Origin of the sequence: Chryseobacterium sp. AG363 (assembly GCF_003610675.1) — a bacterium.
Taxonomy (GTDB): Bacteria; Bacteroidota; Bacteroidia; order Flavobacteriales; family Weeksellaceae; genus Chryseobacterium; species Chryseobacterium cucumeris.
In genome coordinates this window covers 22,675-39,286 of record NZ_RAQF01000006.1, presented here as the reverse complement: position 1 = coordinate 39,286, position 16,612 = coordinate 22,675, and the positions used below count along the sequence as shown (strand labels likewise).

Genomic DNA, 16,612 nt, shown 5'->3' with positions numbered 1-16,612 from the left:
ACTTTCAGTTTAACATTTTTCCAGTACAACAGCTGCATTACATCCACCAAATCCAGAAGCGGTCTTTAGAATATATTTAATATCTGCAGTTTTGTTTTCTTTAATGATATTCAAAGGCTGGGTTACTCCTGTTTCCTCAAAATTTTTTGAAGGAAGCAGAGTGCTGTGAAGAGCACTTTCCATGGAAATGATACTTTCCAAAAGACCGGAAGCACCCAGGCAATGTCCGTAATAGCCTTTCATACTGTTGAGAGGAATATTCTGGAGATCCATTCTGTTGAAGGCAATGGCTTCCATTTCGTCGTTATATAGAGTAGCCGTTCCATGGGCAGAAATAAAATCAATCTGTTCCGGAGAAACCTTCGCTTCAGTCATAGTATTTTTGATACTGGCATATAAACCGTCACCGGTTCTTGAAGGTCCGGAAATATGATTGGCATCGTTCACTGCTGAATCTCCCAGTACTTTAAATCTGAATTTTTCGTTTCCTGTTGACATTGAAGTGATATAAGCAGCAGCTGCTGCTTCACCAATATTAATTCCGTTTCTGTTTTTATCATAAGGTTTACAAGGTCCTGATCCTATAGCCTGAAATGAATTGAATCCTGAAATAACAAATTCAGAAAGCTCATCACCTGCAATCACAAAAGCATCTTTATATTTTCCTGCCTGAATCATATTTTTAGCAACAGAAATCGCCATTACCCCTGAAACGCAGGCATTGGAAACAATAATCGGTTTGGTTTTAAATCCAAAGAAATAAGCAATTTTTTCTGCTAATTTTGATAAATAAACCCCTTCAGGTAATTCAGTCTGGTTTTTTAGCAAACTGATATTTCCTTTTGTTGTTGAAAGGATAAAAGCAGTCTCGTCCGATATGTGATGTTTTTCAACAAGAGGCTGTAAGCTTAAAAGAAGCATCTTCTCCAGTCTTGTGAAATTATGAATGTCATTCTGAGCGGAGTCAAAGAATCTGGTAAATTCGTCATTCAGTTTTTCAGAATCAATCATAGAAGCATAAAAAGCCTCCTGATTGTCTATAATTTTATGTAAAGCAACTCCTGACTGTCCTTCTAACAGAGCGTTCCAGTTGGAATCAACATTGAAACCTAAAGGAGTTACACAATTGTAGTCTGTGATATAAATTTCCTTGCTCATGATAATCCCATTTTATCTTTCCAGTTTTGAAAAAACTCCGGATTGTACAGGCATAAGCTTCCATTGCTATCAAGAAATACCTGAATGGTTTCTCCGCTGCATACCAGTTGATCTTCCTGATTGAAAAGCTCATATCTGTAAATAAGTTTGGCAGATACAGAATTGATAAAAGTCGTTACGATCTTAAATGTCTCTCCATACTTTAAAGGAAGAAAATGCTCACAGGTACTTTTTACAATAGGCGTTACATATCCTGCATTCTGGATATCAAGATAGGTAAGACCATGCAGACGACCGAAAGCTTCTCTTCCGTCTTCAAAATACACGATATAATGCCCATGCCAGACAATTCCCAGCGGATCTGTTTCATTGAAGCGTACTCTCACTTCTTCAGTACAGGTTAATATATTTTCTTTAGACTGCATTTTGTTTTTTTTCGTAAAAAATGGAAATAGCTACAGTGGCAATATAGAATAAGAAGAGGAAAACCAGTTCTTTGGCAATTCCACCAATTCCGCTGTTTCTTAAAATAATATCATAATAGGCATTCAGTCCCCAGTTCATAGGTGAGAATTTCGCTACGGTCTGCATGAATTCCGGCATTAAAAATACAGGAACCCAAATCCCGCCAATAGCAGCTAAAACCACTACAGAGGTTGCTCCAAATGGGGCAGACTGTTCCTGCGTATCGGCTATAGTTCCCAATAGAACTCCAAATCCAATTGCGGCCAGTCCTGCAAACAGTGTTACTACCACAAGCTGGAACATTTTTCCGGATACATCAAAAGCCGGAAGATCCATATAAGGGAAAAGGTAAATTCCAACGGCAACCATCAGTAAAAACTGAATAAGGCAGATGATAAGATAGGTAAATGTTTTTCCTAAAATATGGACAAAGTAAGGAGTAGGGCTTATTCTTGCTCTTACACTTGTGCCCTGACTTTTTTCTTTTACCAGATTGATGGATAAAGGGACTACAATAAAGAAGATGGCAAAAAGTGTCCATGCAGGAACGTTGTGCTGAACAGAGTTCGGCATCACATCCATTTCTCCTTTTTGGGGAGTGATTTCTTTAAAACTGATCAGGTTTTTATTTTCGTCAAGATTTTCTGTTGTTCCCAGCTGCTCCTGAAATGCCTTGTAAATCTTTTTATTTTCAATCTCAAAAACCATTTTATTCACAGAATTCATCACGGAGTTTTTGAATCCGGCATTGGTAGCGGGATCAAAATACAAATGAATATCTTTTGCCTTTGGAGCTGCTGTTTTTACTTTTGCCGAATCTCCTTCCAGTCCGAATGAGCTTACAATGGTCTGAACTTTAGAGTCAATATTGGAATTTAAATCTTTCGTTAAATTTTCAGGAATGACAATCGCCATCTGATAATCTCCGGAGAAAACAGCATCCTGGGCCGACTTTTCATTGAAGTTGGTCAGCAGTTGGAATGTTTTGCTGTTTTCAAGCTCTGCTTTTATGTTTTTTGATACCTCAGATTTGTCCTGATCAATAAAGATAATAGGAATCTTTGATCCTTCAAGGTTTTTAAAGGTAGAATCCTGAATAAGGGTAATGGTGACAATCAAAAGCAAAGGCATCACAAAGATGATGACGATTCCTCCAATATCTCTTTTTAGCAGAAGAATTTCCTTAATAAAACTTCTCCACAGTTTATACAACAACATCTCTTAATTCTTTTCCGGTTAATGAAATGAAAACGTCTTCCAGGTTTTCGGCATTGGCAATCTGCGAAACAAGTTCTTCAGGGGTTCCTACAGCATGAATTTTTCCATGATCGATGATGGCAATTTTTGTGCAGAATTCTTCAGCCTCAGAAAGGTGATGGGAAGTATAAATAATGCACGTTCCCTGTTTATTTAAATCCAGAAGATAATCAATAATTGCTTTTTTAGATTGAACATCCACACCTACAGTCGGTTCATCCAGAAAGAGAACTTTAGGATTGTGAAGGGTGCCGGCGATGAGGTTGCAGCGGCGTTTCATTCCTCCTGAAAATTGCCCTACCTGCTTGTTGGCAAATTTTGAAAGCCCCATGATTTCAAGAGATTCATCAATGGCTTTTTTAAGCTGATTATGCTTTAAACCATACAGGCTTCCAAAAAACATGAGGTTTTCTTTGGCTGTAAGTGTTGGGTATAAGGCATATTCCTGTGGAACAATTCCGATAATCTGTCTGATTTTAAAGCCGTCCTTCTGTGGAGATAAACCATTGATGGTAAAATGTCCTGATGTAGGTTTGATTAATCCTGAAAGCATGGAAATCAAGGTTGTTTTTCCAGCTCCGTTGGGGCCAAGAATACCATAGATTTCATTTTTACTGATGCTCAAAGAAATATCATTTACAGAAAACTCATCAGAATTTTTGTATTTTTTGTATAAGTTTTTAATCTCAATCATATTTTCTGCCATATCAGATCGCTTTTCTCAGTTTTTTATAGAAAGCTTCTTCCAGGTCTGCAATATGCAGCATTGTTTTTGAAAGTTCGTTATAGATATTGCTTTTGGAGTTTCTGTTTTTATAAACACGGGCAATATCCACGGCAAAGTCTCTCCAAAGGTCACCAATAGAAGTAATTTCTTTTGATAATTCCTTCAACTCATCATTTTTAAGAATAACAGCCGCTTCCTGAAGAAATGCACCATAGATAAACCTGAAGCCTCCGCCTCCGGTTCCGATTTCTTCCTGCATCCTTATCAATTGTCCCAAATAATGGTTAGTCACTTTTGTACCTTTCTTTTCAGCCCATTTCGGGATGCTTTTGGCTACCCATCTCATAGCTTTTACTCCGATAAGCGGTACTGGCGCCAGCATATTTTTACAGGTATCCTTGATTCCTTTTTTGATGGCATCTTCAAGATTCACATTTTCCGGAACATACACAGGGTAGTACATATGTCCTTTTGGAGGAAGTGCTCCTTTGGCGTATCTTACTTTTTCCAGTTCTGCTTCAGAAAGGGAAGTGGTATAATCCATTACCGGATCACTGATCAGAAATTTTCCGTCTTCTTTTCCGTATACCACAAGATTGTGGGCATTGAAGTGGAATTTATATTCTTCAGGAAAATAAGTAAGGTTGAAAACGCCCACCTGAAGTCCTGTAGGGATATTTTGTTCCAGATTTCTTTCAAGCGCTTTTTGGGCATCCTGAGGATTGGAGAATTTTTCTCTTTTGATTTTAATTCCTAATCTTTTAGCTGCTTTACTGAAAATAGCACCCGGCATCGGACGATAGCTGAAGCCCGGAGCAAAATTCACCTTCAGAAAAGGAAGATAGACAAAAAACAGTCCTGAACCGATCCCGAAGATCATAGGTTCGCTTAGTTTCAAGCCTTTGTTAAGCAGTAGATTAGAAGCAACACCGTTTTCGCAATGCGCAGTCTGATGGTGTTCAAAGTTTAATTTCATTTGCAGATTGTATCTTTTCTCTGGTCAAATGGAACGGGCATTATTTCTGGCCCTGTTTCATTTATTTTCCGTTGAAGTTTTTTAATTCATCCACTGAAATACCGAATGCATCGGCATATTTTTTCAGTGCATTTTCGCTTAGTGTTTTGAATATTTTTGGTTTAAAATGCCTTTTTACCCTCCATTGCCACATTCCTACATATGAAGCCAGAACGCCAATATCCATTTTGTTCAGTTCCATAAAATAGGCAATAGGGCTTGCTATATTATGGGCAACATTTTGTTTTGCTTCCTCAATTCTCTCATAAATAAGTTCCATAGATTCATCCAGAGCAGCTTTCTTGGCATCCCAGCCTGTACTGTTTGCTGTCGTGTAGTTGTCGTTCTCATCCGTTACATACAGAACTTCAGTCATGTTGGCGGATTTCAGGTTACTTTCGTCTTGAGGCAGGTCTTGTTTTTTCATCTAAATAATGTTTATATTTTTAGATTCCAGATGACATAAGGCTCACCTGTTTTTTGATTCTTTTAATCAGGTGGCTAAAATAGTGAAAATACATTATATGTAAATCATATTAAATTTGAGGGAGTTATTACCATGAAATAGAGACTGTATCATCAATAAATCTCCAGAATTGTTATAGAACCGTTTTTATTTTTCCCTGTTTCGAAAGAAGCTTTTAACTAATTCTATATAAAAGAATCTTAAAAGAATCCTATAAAGCTTATTGTTTCTGTTGGTAACGGTTCCTTTGTAACAAGTGTTTATATAAATAAGACTAATGGATGGAAATTTGGATTGAAAAATAATATTAAATAACTACTATGAAAAAGATTTTTATTTCGGTTTCGCTTTTCTTTATGATCAGTGCAATGGCACAGAAATTTGAGACTCAAAAACAGACGGATGCTCAAGGGTATACCTATGAAACGGTAAAGAATGACCAAACCGGAGTGCGTGTGTATACACTGAAAAACGGATTGAAGGTTTATCTGGCAAAAAATGATGATGCCCCGAGGATCCAGACGTACATCCCCGTAAGAACGGGATCTAATAATGACCCAAGTGATAATACGGGTTTAGCGCACTATCTGGAACATATGGTTTTCAAAGGAACTTCGCATCTGGGAACTCAGGACTGGGCAAAAGAAAAAGTCTTATTACAACAGATCTCTGATCTTTATGAGCAGCATAAAGCAGAAAAAGATCCTGAAAAAAAGAAAGAACTTTATAAAAAGATTGACGAAGTTTCCCAGGAAGCCTCCAAATATGCTATCGCTAATGAATATGATAAAGCAATTTCTTCATTAGGAGCTACAGGAACGAATGCTCACACTTCACTGGATGAAACGGTTTATAAAAACAACATCCCTTCCAACGAATTGGAAAAATGGTTAAGAGTAGAGAAAGAGCGTTTTTCAGAATTGGTATTGCGTCTTTTCCACACAGAGCTTGAAGCGGTATATGAGGAATATAACAGAGCTCAGGATAATGACAGTCGTCTTGTATTCTATTCATTGATGCAGGCTCTTTTCCCAAAACACCCGAACGGACAACAAACGACAATCGGAACTTCAGAACATTTGAAGAATCCTTCTATGGAAGCGATCCACAAGTATTTTGATACCTATTATGTGCCTAATAACATGGCTGTAGTATTGGTTGGAGACCTGGATTATGATAAAACTATAAAATTAGTTGATCAGTATTTCGGTGCATTCAAATACAAAGAACTTCCGATGAAAAAGATGGTTACGGAAGAACCCATGACCAGCATTGTTACCAGAACGGTAAAAAGTCCTACTACGCCAAGAATGACTATTGCATGGAGAACAGATTCTTATGGAACTCAGGAAGCAAGACTGGCAGACGTAGTATCTGAAATTTTAAGTAACAGAGGAGATGCGGGATTAATTGACCTTAACATCAACCAGAAGCAAAAAACGCTTGGAGCAGGAGCGTATGAGTCGCCTTACAAAATGTATGGTACATTTGGATTAGTGGTAACGCCTAAAGAAGGTCAAAGCTTTGATGAAGCTAAAAAACTTCTGATGGATCAGCTTGATCTTGTGAAAAAAGGACAGTTCCCGGACTGGATACTGAAAGCTATCGTAAATGATAAAAAAGTTCAGCGTATGAAGAGCTGGGAAACAGCTGATGGACTAGCTACTGAGTTGTATGATTCCTATATCAATGTAAGAACATGGGAGCAGGAGCTGGATGAGATCAATCAGTATGATAAAATTACGAAAGCTGACGTAGTGAAGTTTGCTAACGATTTCTTTAAAGATAATTATGTTGTTATTTATAAAGAAAAAGGGGTAAATGATAAACTTGTACGTGTACAGAACCCTGGAATTACCCCGATTAAACTGAACAGAGAAGCTCAGTCTCCTTTCCTTAAAGATATTCTGAATACAAAAGTACCGGAAAGTAAGCCTGAATTTATTGATTTTAAAACAGCCATTCAGACTTCAAAGATCAAAGATAAGACGATAAGTTTTGTGAAGAATAAATATAATGAGGTTGCTCAAATCAGTTATATTTTCCCTTTCGGAACAGATAATGATAAAGAACTTTCTATTGCAGGAACTCTTTTCGAATATCTTGGAACCGATAAATACACTCCGGAACAGCTGAAAGAAGAATTCTTTAAACTGGGCGTAAGTTATAGTCTGAGAACTTCCAATGACCAGATGATCATTACATTAAGTGGTCTTGAAAGTAATATGAAGAAAGCTGCAGAACTGATGAACCACTGGATGACGAATGTAAAAGCTGATAAAGCAATTTATGCTCAAACGGTAAAAACAATTCTGGAATCAAGAGCTTCTGCAAAGAAAGATAAAGTGAGAATTATGGCTGCTCTTTCAAACTATGCTAAATACGGTAAAAATTCAAGAATGACAGACATTGTTTCGAAAGAACGTCTTGAGAGCATTGATGCCGTAGAATTGATGAAGAAAGTGAAAACACTAAACCAGTATCCTTATCAGGTGCTTCTTTACGGACAGGATCAGTCCGGATTGGAAAAAGCGGTGAAACCTTTTATCATCAATACGAGCCTTCAGCCATTACAGGCAAAAGAATATGCTGAACCGGCTACTGAAGGAAAGGTATATTTCACAAATTATGACATGGTACAAATGGAAATGTCAAAAGTAGCAAAAGCAAGCACCGTAAACCTTAGTAATTTCGGGAAAGCAAATGTTTTCAATGAATATTTCGGAAGAGGATTATCTTCTATCGTTTTCCAGGAGATCAGAGAAAGTAAGTCATTGGCTTATACTGCCTATGTTTCTTATGGAAATGCTTCAGAAAAAGGGAAAGCAAACTATGTTACAAATTATATCGGAACACAGTCAAACAAGCTTCCTTTAGCTGTAAATGCAATGAATGACTTAATGGTATCTTTACCACAAATCCCGGCACAGTTTGAGAATGCAAGAGGTTCTGCCTTAAAACAGATTGCTTCTAACAGAATCAACAGAACAAATATTTTCTTCAATCAGTTAGCATTGAAAAAACTAGGGGTTGACTATGATATCAGAAAAGATATTTATGCTGAAATTCAGGGATTGACATTACCACAGCTTACAGGATTCTACAACACTGAAGTAAAACCTGTAAAATACAATACCGCCATCATCGGCAAGAAAGAAAATCTGAATATGGAGTCTATCAACAAAATGGGAGAATTCCAGGAAGTATCTCTTGAAGAGATCTTCGGATACTAATCCTTTGTTTAAAATAATGATAAAAGCGGGACAGAAATGTTCCGCTTTTTTGTTGTTTAAAACTCTTTCTCCTTGACCATCAGAGTTTCACGGATTTATAAAATGTTTCACGTGAAATAATTCATCTGATGATGAGGTTTTTAAGTCTGTAATGTGTTGTCTATCAATTGTTTTGTGAGGGTGTGATGAATGTGGAAATAAACAAAAAATGAACCTTTTTCCGTAAAATCATTGTAATCAATTCAATAGGAGTGGGCCATGACTCTGAGCGGAGACGAAGAAAGCCCGCTTAAAAAAAGAGAAAAATCAATTGGCTTTAGCCTAAACCTATATTTTAAACACAAATAACACAAATGAATGCACAAATGTTCACAAATCTATTAGAGAATATAAAATTGATTTAAAAGAAAAAGCTGTAGAAAATGTACAGCTTTTCTATTCTATTTTTAATTGATCATTACGATTTTACTTCCTGAATAAAAAGGTTGATCTCCGCTCTGATCAATAATTCATCATGATTAAATGTTTCACAGAAAATATGGCAAATGTTCTCAAACTGTGAAATAAGTGAAGCTTTGGAAATGATTTTGTCATGTACTTTTGGAAGAGCGAAAATCTCGATCTTCTTGATATTGGTAATGAACCCGATCACTTTAGTATCAGCTTCAGGATTTTCAAAGAAGCTTTGTCCAAGGATAGAAGAGCAGGTTTGGGCCATATTTTCGATTAAGCCGGCTTCTGCAAACTGATTGTTGTGAACAAATATATTATCTTCTTTGATTTCAAAGGAAGTCACTACTTTTTCTTTGGTCAGCTCCAGGATATAGTCTGCCATCAGCATCGGCTCACGATGCGGTAAAAAGTTGTGTATATTGATGATATTTTCTTCCTTTATCTCCATTTCAGTTTATTTTACAGCGGTTTTCATTTGAGATTTTGCAATCACTTCACCGTTCAGTTTGGTAACAATATCTACAAGGGTTACTCCCATTACTTCATTAAGGATGGTCACCTCAGATTTCAGGTGGTCTCCTACTTTAGGTAGTATTTCGGCTTCAAAAGATTTGATAGCTCCGATATATCCCGTAGGTGCATCTTTTCCCAGCAGATAATATTTATATCCTGTATGCAGGGCAACGCTCTGCGCCTGATGCTCAATCAGTCCTGAAGCCTGGAATAATCCGTCCTGGATAAAAAGGTTATCTTCTTTTATTTCAAAACCAGACAGAAGATGATTCTCAGAATATTCTGATAATTCATGTACCATCACAAAAGGAAACCTTTGCGGAATAAGGCTTTCTACAAAATCTTTATCGGATGTTGGCAGTCTGTGTTCCATTAGCAAACCGTTAATAAAGCACAAGAATAAGCAAATCTTCCACTTTCAGGAACACAAAGAAGTACTTTTTCTCCTTTTTTTAGTTTTCCTGAATTCATCAATTCTTCAAGGGCAATAAATATAGATCCTGCACCGATGTTTCCAACCTCAGAAAGGTTATAGAACCATTTTTCTGCAGGGAAGTCCATTCCTTTTTTAGCAAATTCTTCTTTCAGTCCATCTTTGAAATATCCTGAAGAAATGTGAGCCAATACGTGGTCAATTTTTTCCGGATCGAGATTATGTTTGTCAAAAGATGATCTTAAACTTTCTGCTCCTTTTACAAGAATATATTTATCAAGGATTTTAGTGTCTTGTTTGATGGCAAAAATAGATTGCTTCAGCCATTCATCAGAAGGGTAGTCAGCCCATGATTTCAGGCTTCCGTCTTCCAGCTTATCACATCCTGCATACATACATGCTTCAATTTCGTGAGCATAAGAATAGAAATCAATGAATTCTATTTTTAGGGAAGTACTGTTTTCTCTCGGTTTATTTTCTAAAAGGAAAGCGCCCGCTCCATCAGAAAGCATCCATCTCAGGAATTCTCTTTTGAAAGCAATGATAGGTCTTTCCTCCAGTAATTTTAAATTTTCTGCTTCATGATTGAATTTGTCAGCAGTCATCCATGCAGACATTCTTTCAGAACCTGCACATACTGCGTTGTCCTGTACACCGGCTTTTACAGAAAGGAATCCATAGTTGAGCGCATTCATTCCTGAATTACAAAGACCTGTTGAAGTATTAATTTCAATAGATTTTCCGATGTTAAGCTCACCATGCACCATAGAAGCGTGAGAAGGCTGGATCTGATCTGGTGAAGTAGTTCCTACCGATAGTAATTTCATATCTTCCTTTTTGAAATTTTCATCAAAAAGTCCTTCGATTGCTTTGGCAGTAAGCTGTGCATTAGAGTGGGTAGGATTTCCTTCTTTGTCTAAGGCGTAGTATCTTGTTGTGATTTTATTATTTCTTAGGATAAGTGATTTTGCTTTAGATGGCGCATCATTGATAAGCCCAAGATAAGTCTCCATTTCATCATTCGCTACCGGCTCATTGGGTAAGTATTTTGATGCTTTTGTTATAAATACGTCGTACATTCTATTTTAAATTAATTCCTTGTAAATATCTTTTTTGTTTTTGTCTTTTAAACCAAAATATAGGGGTTGTAAGCAGGTGTAAAACCAAAACGACAGGTGAGATAATCCATATCGCTGCCATCAAATATACCTTAAAGAATTTTATCAGCAATGGACGTTTCTCTTTTTTCTTGATAATCAGGTTAGACCATACTGTAAAAATTTTGTTTCCTACCTTTTCTACACGCACTAAAAACGCACGGATTTCAATCGCTCCGTTTTTCACAAGATCTGGTTGCAAACTATTAAGGTCGTTATTATTAAAATGTCTTTCAATAATCTCGCCATACTTTACAGAACCTGTGATTTCTTCATTGGAAACTCCTGCAGCAGGAAGCATTCCTGATTTTTCTTTCTGACCTGTGGTAAGCCATCGGAGAATCGTTAATACGCTGGTGTAATTGTCATGTCTGTCTACCAAAGCAATATTTCCTACGAGTTTAGCCTGTAAATCCCTTAAGTAAACCTTTAATTTTTCCTGGGAAAGCATCCACATATTTCTGGTTCCTGAGATCGTAACCACAGGAGTATCTTTAAGGATTGGTTTTGCATAATCACTCTTTAAAAAAGAAATAATAGGAATGGATGGTGTGAGATACCATACCTGATACCCGAATAGGATAAGGTCGTACTTTTTGTTCAGAATTTCTTCTGAAGGAGGAAGGATTTCTTTTGGAATCTGTAGATAAGATTCAGGAAAAGTGTTGAAAAAAACATCACTTGGCCAAGGAAACGGGAAGTCTTCTTTCAGTTTAATATTATAATAGGTAACATCGTATTTCTCCTTTTGAGCTTCAAAAGGCCTGGCGATGTTTTTCACAATATCTTCGAGTTGCCCGGTTTGTGAATAATATATGACAAGTATATTTTTCTTCATTAGTTTTCTTTAGCGTTTACAAAAATATGTTTTTCATATTTATTATTTGGTTTTAAATACTTTTAATGATTCTGAACTAAATTTTAGTGTATAATGATCACTTTTAAAAGAATCATTTTTTGTATTTACAAAAATGATCGTTTCCGGCAGCTCCTGAATATCATTCCATGTAAAACGATCATGGGAGATGAGGAGTACATCAATCTTTTTGTTTGCCTCAGAAAGGTCTTTTATATACTGGATCTTTCTTCTTTTTACCAGATAGCTGTGTGCTGCTGTTGCTCTTTTTTCATCATTCTGAATCAGAGAAAAAACTCTTCGGCTTGCCTGGTATAAAGTTAATAATGCATCCTTCTGCCCAAAATCATCAGCTAAATGAAGAATATTGGCGTCATTCGGAATATGCTTGTTCAGTTCGAAATAAACAGATTTGTTGGCATTAAAATCCTCTTTTACTTCTTTTACCACTTCACTGTCTTTGTAAAGATAGCTCAGGAATAATTTCTTTTTAAAATAATTCTCATCCTCAATCTCTTCACGCAGTCTGGCAAATTCTTCCCTGAAATGAGCGTTGATCTTCTTTGTTCTCTCAGAATAGTTTTTACCAAAACTCATGTTGTCTTTGCTGATTCTGTTCCCCACTTTTACCGTAATGCTTCCGTCGTAGATAATGAAGTCTCCTTTCGGCAATACCTCAGAGTTTCCGTGGATGTAAATAGGAAGTATATCCAGTCCGAACTGTTCTGCGAGATAAAAAGCTCCTTTATGGAATCTTTTCACATCATTGGTGTAAGAACGTTCTGCTTCCGGGAAAACAACCAGAGAATATCCTTGTTCTACTTTTTCTTTCAGTTTGTCCATTCCATTCTCGATTCCCTGTGAAACGGGATAAAAGCCCAGTGCTCTTACCAGTTTTCCAAAAACAGGAGACTGATATACCCAGTCATTCACCAGATAAATAATTTTGTGGGTCGCCATTGCAATAGCCAGCGTATCGAGGAAAGAAGTATGATTGGCAATGATAACTGCAGGTTTGCTGAAATCTTCAGATGTATTTTTAATGACCTTCTTCTTTACAAAAGGATTAGAATAAAGAACGGAAGTTAAAAATCTGGCTAAAATAAGTTTGATAATATTCAGCGTCTGCCCTTTGGAATTTTTAACAAAAAAACTTCCGAAGGCAGAAAACAGCAATCCACCCAATCCGTAATAAAGGAATGAGAATACTGACCATACAAACAATCTGAATGTGATGGGAGAAAGTCCTTTTTTCGCCCTGTTGGTAATGAATAATCTGAACCAGAAAGGATATAGGGTAGAGGTAATGATAATCACAGAAAACATTCCTATCAAAGCAACCAAAGCCAGGGAATGCAGGGCAGGATGCTTGGCAAAAATCAGAGAGCCAATTGAAAGGATCGTCGTGAAAACTGCAAGGATAATCGAAATTCTATACGTGGGTAATTCATTCTTTCCGGTAGTATGTTCTTTCTGCATAGCCTGAGTCAGGAAAATACTGAAGTCATCTCCGACTCCAAATACCAGCGTACACACTACGGTACTGAAAATATTTAATTCCAATTCCAGAAAATAAAGGATTCCGGCTGTAACAACTCCCGTTAAAACAATCGGGAACATGGTGAGAACCGTTAATTCAAAATTCCTGAAGAAAACGATGATCGTTAAAATAATGGCAAGAAGAGAATAATTGATCAGTGTATTGAAATCTCTTTTCAGCAGGCCAAGGAAATTTTCGTTCATCTGCTGGCGGTCAATGGCAATGGCATCATGCTTCTTCTCAATATCCTTGATGAAAGTATCCCGTTTTTTTTCATCTACTTTTACCACATTGGAAACCGTGTAAAAACCATTTTCGCTGCTCATGAATTCTGAAATCTGAAGCGCTTTTACTTTTTGATAATCTTTCAGACTCAATGCGGAATAATTTTTATGCAAAACTTCATTAAAACCATCAAAAGCGGAACTGTTGAAACCGAATTTATTTCCGTTACTGATCAGTTCGGAAATGGCTAGGCTTTTCTTCTGGTCATTCCAGAATCGATTCCATTGCTCAATTTTTTTCTGTTGGTCTTTTTCTGAAAGCACCACACTTCCGATAGAGTTATAGCTTAAAATTTTGCCTTCTTTTTTCTCTTTTTCAAGGAAGCTGCTCAGTTCAGAATTTCTGCTTAAAGCCTGTTCTTCAGAATCGCCATAAGAGATAGTGTAGATTGATTTTGAAGTAATATCTGAAAGTTTCTGAAGTTTTGCTTCACTGATTTTTAATTCTTTTGGAATATAATTCAGATCGCCAATATCTTCATTGAAACCTACATGTCTGAATCCAAAAAGGCAGGCAAGAATAATAATAGAGCATCCTATAATCAGAGGCTTGTTTTTCTCGTACGGATAAGATCCGATCTTGTCAATAAAGTTGGTATTGGGCTGTTCACTCTTCTCTTTTGGTTTGTAAAGCTGAGGAACAATAATCAATGCGGTGATTGAAGAAAGAATCACGGTGATCGCTGCAAAAAGTCCTAAGTCTTTCAATGCTTCGGAACGAACAAAAACCAGACATAAGAATGAAACGGCCGTCGTTGCACTACTCAATATAATAGGCTGCGTAATTTCTTTGTAAAGCTCTTCAATATTATTGTTGTGCTTATAATGGGTAAGAATATGCAGGGCATAATCAATGGTAATTCCAATCAGAATAGCTCCCACACTGAGTGAAATTGCCGAAATCTTATCTTTAATAAAATAAAGAACCAATAAAGCAAGCAATACAGAAAATACTGTTGGTAAAAAAACAATGATGGGAGTAAAGACATTTCTGAAATAATAGATCAGTAGAACCAGAAGAACCGTCATGGAAATGACTACTGTGTTCTGAATATCTTTTTTGATCTGCTTCGCATTGGCTACGGCAATCACTGGAGAACCAAAATAGCTGATCTCTGTTTTTCCTTTGAACTGTTTGTTGATTCCGTCTTTGATGGAATTAAGCTGATCTACAAAGGCCTCATTCGCTTTCGTGTCATTACTTTTGTTTTTAGGATCAATGAAAAGCAAGAGGTTCTTACCGTCTTTCGTTACAATATAGCTGTCTTCGAGTTTGAAATCTTTACTGATGTTTAAAGCATTTAATTTTTTGATTCCCAGAAAAGTAAGCCCCAGAGGATCTTTTTTAATAAACTCTTTGGTAACAAGACTTGTTGGAGAAACCAATGATATATAATTATTTTCTACCTGTCTGGCAATGCTGTCTTTCTGAAGTTTCCGGTCAATTTCCTTATAATCACTCTCATTAAGGAATAGAGGTAAATTCTGATTGACAAAATCAAAGGTTTCGGAGATTTCATTATCATTCACCTTACCCTGAACAGAACCGATGTATTTCTGTAAAGGCTCAATTTTTTTCAGAAACGTATCTGCTGTTTCGGAAAGCTGGAAGCTGTCTTCGCCGGATTTGTTCTCAATAATAACAATAATCTTATCCGAAAAATTAAGCTGTTTAAGAACCTTTGCCGTAAGATCTGACTTTTCATTTTTAGGAATAATCTGATTGATATCTTCCTCAAAATTGATCTTTGACGCAAAGAAAATGCATAAAACGGCAATTCCCAGAGCTGCAAATACAGACAGGATTTTATTTTTGGAAATCAGATAATATAAAAATATAAAAAAGCGATGCATTGCATTTAAATCAAGTCTGCAAATTTAATTTTTTAAGCATTAGTTCAAAATAGTTAACGAGAAGTTTTCACTGAAAATCAATAAAATATTCTAGGAAGAATGAAAAAATATTCTACTTTTGCAAAAGTTCCCTTTTGAAAAAATGTATTTTAAATCACCATTATTATTAAAAAAATAAGAATCTGTTTTAGATATGTTGAAAAGAAATGATGAAAAAATAAACGGATTTCTATTTGTAATAGTACTTCCGCTTCTGTTGTTTGCTATGTCTTATTATGGATTTGAATCTTCCTATACAAGACTGAAAACATCAGAGACAACCCCTGACTTTTTATTTTCCTCGGTATATGCTTACAGAGTGATTCCCAATTATCTGAGTGTACAGATGACAGATTTGATGTACAATCTGATTAACGGACCTCTTTCTTTCTTCAAAGATTTTTTGTCAAAAAACGGAACCCCTTTTTATCATGGGCTTTTCCTGATGAACAGTGTGTTTTTTATTTTGTGTTCTTTGATTTTGAATGCAATTTTCCGCATGAAATCAACGGGACTTCTTCTGAATCTTAATGCAAGAAGGATTATTCATCTCTTATCCGTATTTTTTATTGTGATCACACAGTATGCACCTACAAACTGTGACACCATTGCTCTTTTCTGTTATCTGGCAGGTGTATTTTTAACCTTGAAATATTTAGATACCCAAAAAAATATTTTCTTTTTTATTCTCATTGGCCTTATTGGGATCTCTACTTTGGTAAGAGAAACGGCTTGTCTGAATATAGCCTTTTTTGCAGCAGTATTTTTCAATATAGAGGAGTTGAAAAAAGGAAATTATCAGGTAATCTGGAAAATTATACCGTTAGTTATTGCTTTTCTGATTCCCTATCTTGGATTGAGGGCTCTGCTTGTTCAGGATGAAACTACTTTTGTGGAAGGGTTTTATATTAACAGGAACTTTTCCAGCCCTTTCAACCTTGCAGGACTGCTGTTTGCATTAATTGTGATTTATTTTATATATGGTCTTTGTACGGAAGAAGAAAACAGAAGTGTTTTTGGAAAATATTTTTTCTTTTCCATTCCTTATCTTCTTATGATTACTTTAGTAGGACTTTTCTGGGAAGTGAGGCTTTTCCTGCCTTTAATTCTGACAGGAATAATCACAGCATATCATCAGTTTAAAAAAACATCAGAGATTTAG

The 16,612-nt window shown here is 36.2% G+C and carries 13 protein-coding genes; 2 read left to right on the top strand and 11 right to left on the bottom strand.

Annotated features, from left to right (window positions below; genetic code table 11):
* Nucleotides 1-9: 9 nt before the first annotated feature.
* The 6 genes from DEU39_RS20485 to DEU39_RS20460 all read right to left on the bottom strand — a co-directional run bounded on the left by DEU39_RS20485 (nucleotide 10) and on the right by DEU39_RS20460 (nucleotide 5,049).
* The gene (locus tag DEU39_RS20485) at nucleotides 10-1,158 is read right to left on the bottom strand and encodes a beta-ketoacyl synthase N-terminal-like domain-containing protein (RefSeq protein ID WP_120233204.1); all 1,149 of its coding nucleotides are present in this window, start codon (nucleotides 1,156-1,158) and stop codon (nucleotides 10-12) included.
* Entirely contained in the window at nucleotides 1,155-1,583 is a 429-nt protein-coding gene (locus tag DEU39_RS20480; protein WP_062675951.1) for an acyl-CoA thioesterase, read from the bottom strand. Before DEU39_RS20480 ends, DEU39_RS20485 begins: the two co-directional genes overlap by 4 nt.
* The gene (locus DEU39_RS20475; protein WP_120233203.1) at nucleotides 1,573-2,841 is read right to left on the bottom strand and encodes an ABC transporter permease; all 1,269 of its coding nucleotides are present in this window, start codon (nucleotides 2,839-2,841) and stop codon (nucleotides 1,573-1,575) included. The genes DEU39_RS20480 and DEU39_RS20475 overlap by 11 nt, the downstream gene beginning before the upstream one ends.
* Nucleotides 2,828-3,586 carry an ABC transporter ATP-binding protein gene (locus DEU39_RS20470; protein WP_062675949.1) on the bottom strand — a complete coding sequence of 253 codons (759 nt, stop codon included), beginning with the start codon at nucleotides 3,584-3,586 and terminating at the stop codon, nucleotides 2,828-2,830. Before DEU39_RS20470 ends, DEU39_RS20475 begins: the two co-directional genes overlap by 14 nt.
* 1 nt (nucleotide 3,587) lies before the next feature.
* Nucleotides 3,588-4,583: a BtrH N-terminal domain-containing protein gene (locus tag DEU39_RS20465; protein ID WP_062675948.1), complete on the bottom strand. Its 996-nt coding sequence runs from the start codon at nucleotides 4,581-4,583 to the stop codon at nucleotides 3,588-3,590.
* 61 nt (nucleotides 4,584-4,644) lie between these two features.
* A complete protein-coding gene (locus DEU39_RS20460) occupies nucleotides 4,645-5,049 on the bottom strand; it encodes a hypothetical protein (RefSeq protein ID WP_062675947.1) in 405 nt (134 codons plus the stop codon).
* Between the two features lie 359 nt (nucleotides 5,050-5,408).
* Between DEU39_RS20460 and DEU39_RS20455 the strand changes: the two genes are divergently transcribed.
* Nucleotides 5,409-8,321 carry a M16 family metallopeptidase gene (locus tag DEU39_RS20455; protein WP_120233202.1) on the top strand — a complete coding sequence of 971 codons (2,913 nt, stop codon included), beginning with the start codon at nucleotides 5,409-5,411 and terminating at the stop codon, nucleotides 8,319-8,321.
* A 457-nt stretch (nucleotides 8,322-8,778) separates the two neighbouring features.
* Here DEU39_RS20455 and DEU39_RS20450 read toward each other — a convergent pair whose 3' ends face one another.
* Genes DEU39_RS20450 through DEU39_RS20430 form a run of 5 tightly spaced genes read right to left on the bottom strand, consistent with a single transcriptional unit; the run spans nucleotide 8,779 to nucleotide 15,411 of the window.
* On the bottom strand, nucleotides 8,779-9,222 hold the full coding sequence (locus DEU39_RS20450) for an ABC transporter permease (RefSeq protein ID WP_120233201.1): 444 nt from the start codon (nucleotides 9,220-9,222) through the stop codon (nucleotides 8,779-8,781).
* A 6-nt stretch (nucleotides 9,223-9,228) separates the two neighbouring features.
* The gene (locus tag DEU39_RS20445) at nucleotides 9,229-9,660 is read right to left on the bottom strand and encodes a hypothetical protein (RefSeq protein WP_120233200.1); all 432 of its coding nucleotides are present in this window, start codon (nucleotides 9,658-9,660) and stop codon (nucleotides 9,229-9,231) included.
* Nucleotides 9,660-10,799 carry a beta-ketoacyl-ACP synthase III gene (locus DEU39_RS20440; RefSeq protein ID WP_062675943.1) on the bottom strand — a complete coding sequence of 380 codons (1,140 nt, stop codon included), beginning with the start codon at nucleotides 10,797-10,799 and terminating at the stop codon, nucleotides 9,660-9,662. Before DEU39_RS20440 ends, DEU39_RS20445 begins: the two co-directional genes overlap by 1 nt.
* Before the next feature lies 1 nt (nucleotide 10,800).
* Entirely contained in the window at nucleotides 10,801-11,715 is a 915-nt protein-coding gene (locus DEU39_RS20435; protein ID WP_120233199.1) for a dialkylrecorsinol condensing enzyme DarA, read from the bottom strand.
* A gap of 42 nt (nucleotides 11,716-11,757) precedes the next feature.
* The gene (locus DEU39_RS20430; RefSeq protein WP_120233198.1) at nucleotides 11,758-15,411 is read right to left on the bottom strand and encodes an MMPL family transporter; all 3,654 of its coding nucleotides are present in this window, start codon (nucleotides 15,409-15,411) and stop codon (nucleotides 11,758-11,760) included.
* A 193-nt stretch (nucleotides 15,412-15,604) separates the two neighbouring features.
* Between DEU39_RS20430 and DEU39_RS20425 the strand changes: the two genes are divergently transcribed.
* The gene (locus DEU39_RS20425; RefSeq protein ID WP_120233197.1) at nucleotides 15,605-16,612 is read left to right on the top strand and encodes a hypothetical protein; all 1,008 of its coding nucleotides are present in this window, start codon (nucleotides 15,605-15,607) and stop codon (nucleotides 16,610-16,612) included.

Coding starts and splice junctions, on each gene's coding strand:
- DEU39_RS20460 (WP_062675947.1), bottom strand. CDS start 5,049: ATGAAAAAACAAGACCTGCCTCAAGACGAAAGTAACCTGAAATCCGCC.
- DEU39_RS20480 (WP_062675951.1), bottom strand. CDS start 1,583: ATGCAGTCTAAAGAAAATATATTAACCTGTACTGAAGAAGTGAGAGTA.
- DEU39_RS20455 (WP_120233202.1), top strand. CDS start 5,409: ATGAAAAAGATTTTTATTTCGGTTTCGCTTTTCTTTATGATCAGTGCA.
- DEU39_RS20445 (WP_120233200.1), bottom strand. CDS start 9,660: ATGGAACACAGACTGCCAACATCCGATAAAGATTTTGTAGAAAGCCTT.
- DEU39_RS20430 (WP_120233198.1), bottom strand. CDS start 15,411: ATGCATCGCTTTTTTATATTTTTATATTATCTGATTTCCAAAAATAAA.
- DEU39_RS20475 (WP_120233203.1), bottom strand. CDS start 2,841: ATGTTGTTGTATAAACTGTGGAGAAGTTTTATTAAGGAAATTCTTCTG.
- DEU39_RS20450 (WP_120233201.1), bottom strand. CDS start 9,222: ATGGAGATAAAGGAAGAAAATATCATCAATATACACAACTTTTTACCG.
- DEU39_RS20470 (WP_062675949.1), bottom strand. CDS start 3,586: ATGGCAGAAAATATGATTGAGATTAAAAACTTATACAAAAAATACAAA.
- DEU39_RS20435 (WP_120233199.1), bottom strand. CDS start 11,715: ATGAAGAAAAATATACTTGTCATATATTATTCACAAACCGGGCAACTC.
- DEU39_RS20425 (WP_120233197.1), top strand. CDS start 15,605: ATGTTGAAAAGAAATGATGAAAAAATAAACGGATTTCTATTTGTAATA.
- DEU39_RS20465 (WP_062675948.1), bottom strand. CDS start 4,583: ATGAAATTAAACTTTGAACACCATCAGACTGCGCATTGCGAAAACGGT.
- DEU39_RS20440 (WP_062675943.1), bottom strand. CDS start 10,799: ATGTACGACGTATTTATAACAAAAGCATCAAAATACTTACCCAATGAG.
- DEU39_RS20485 (WP_120233204.1), bottom strand. CDS start 1,158: ATGAGCAAGGAAATTTATATCACAGACTACAATTGTGTAACTCCTTTA.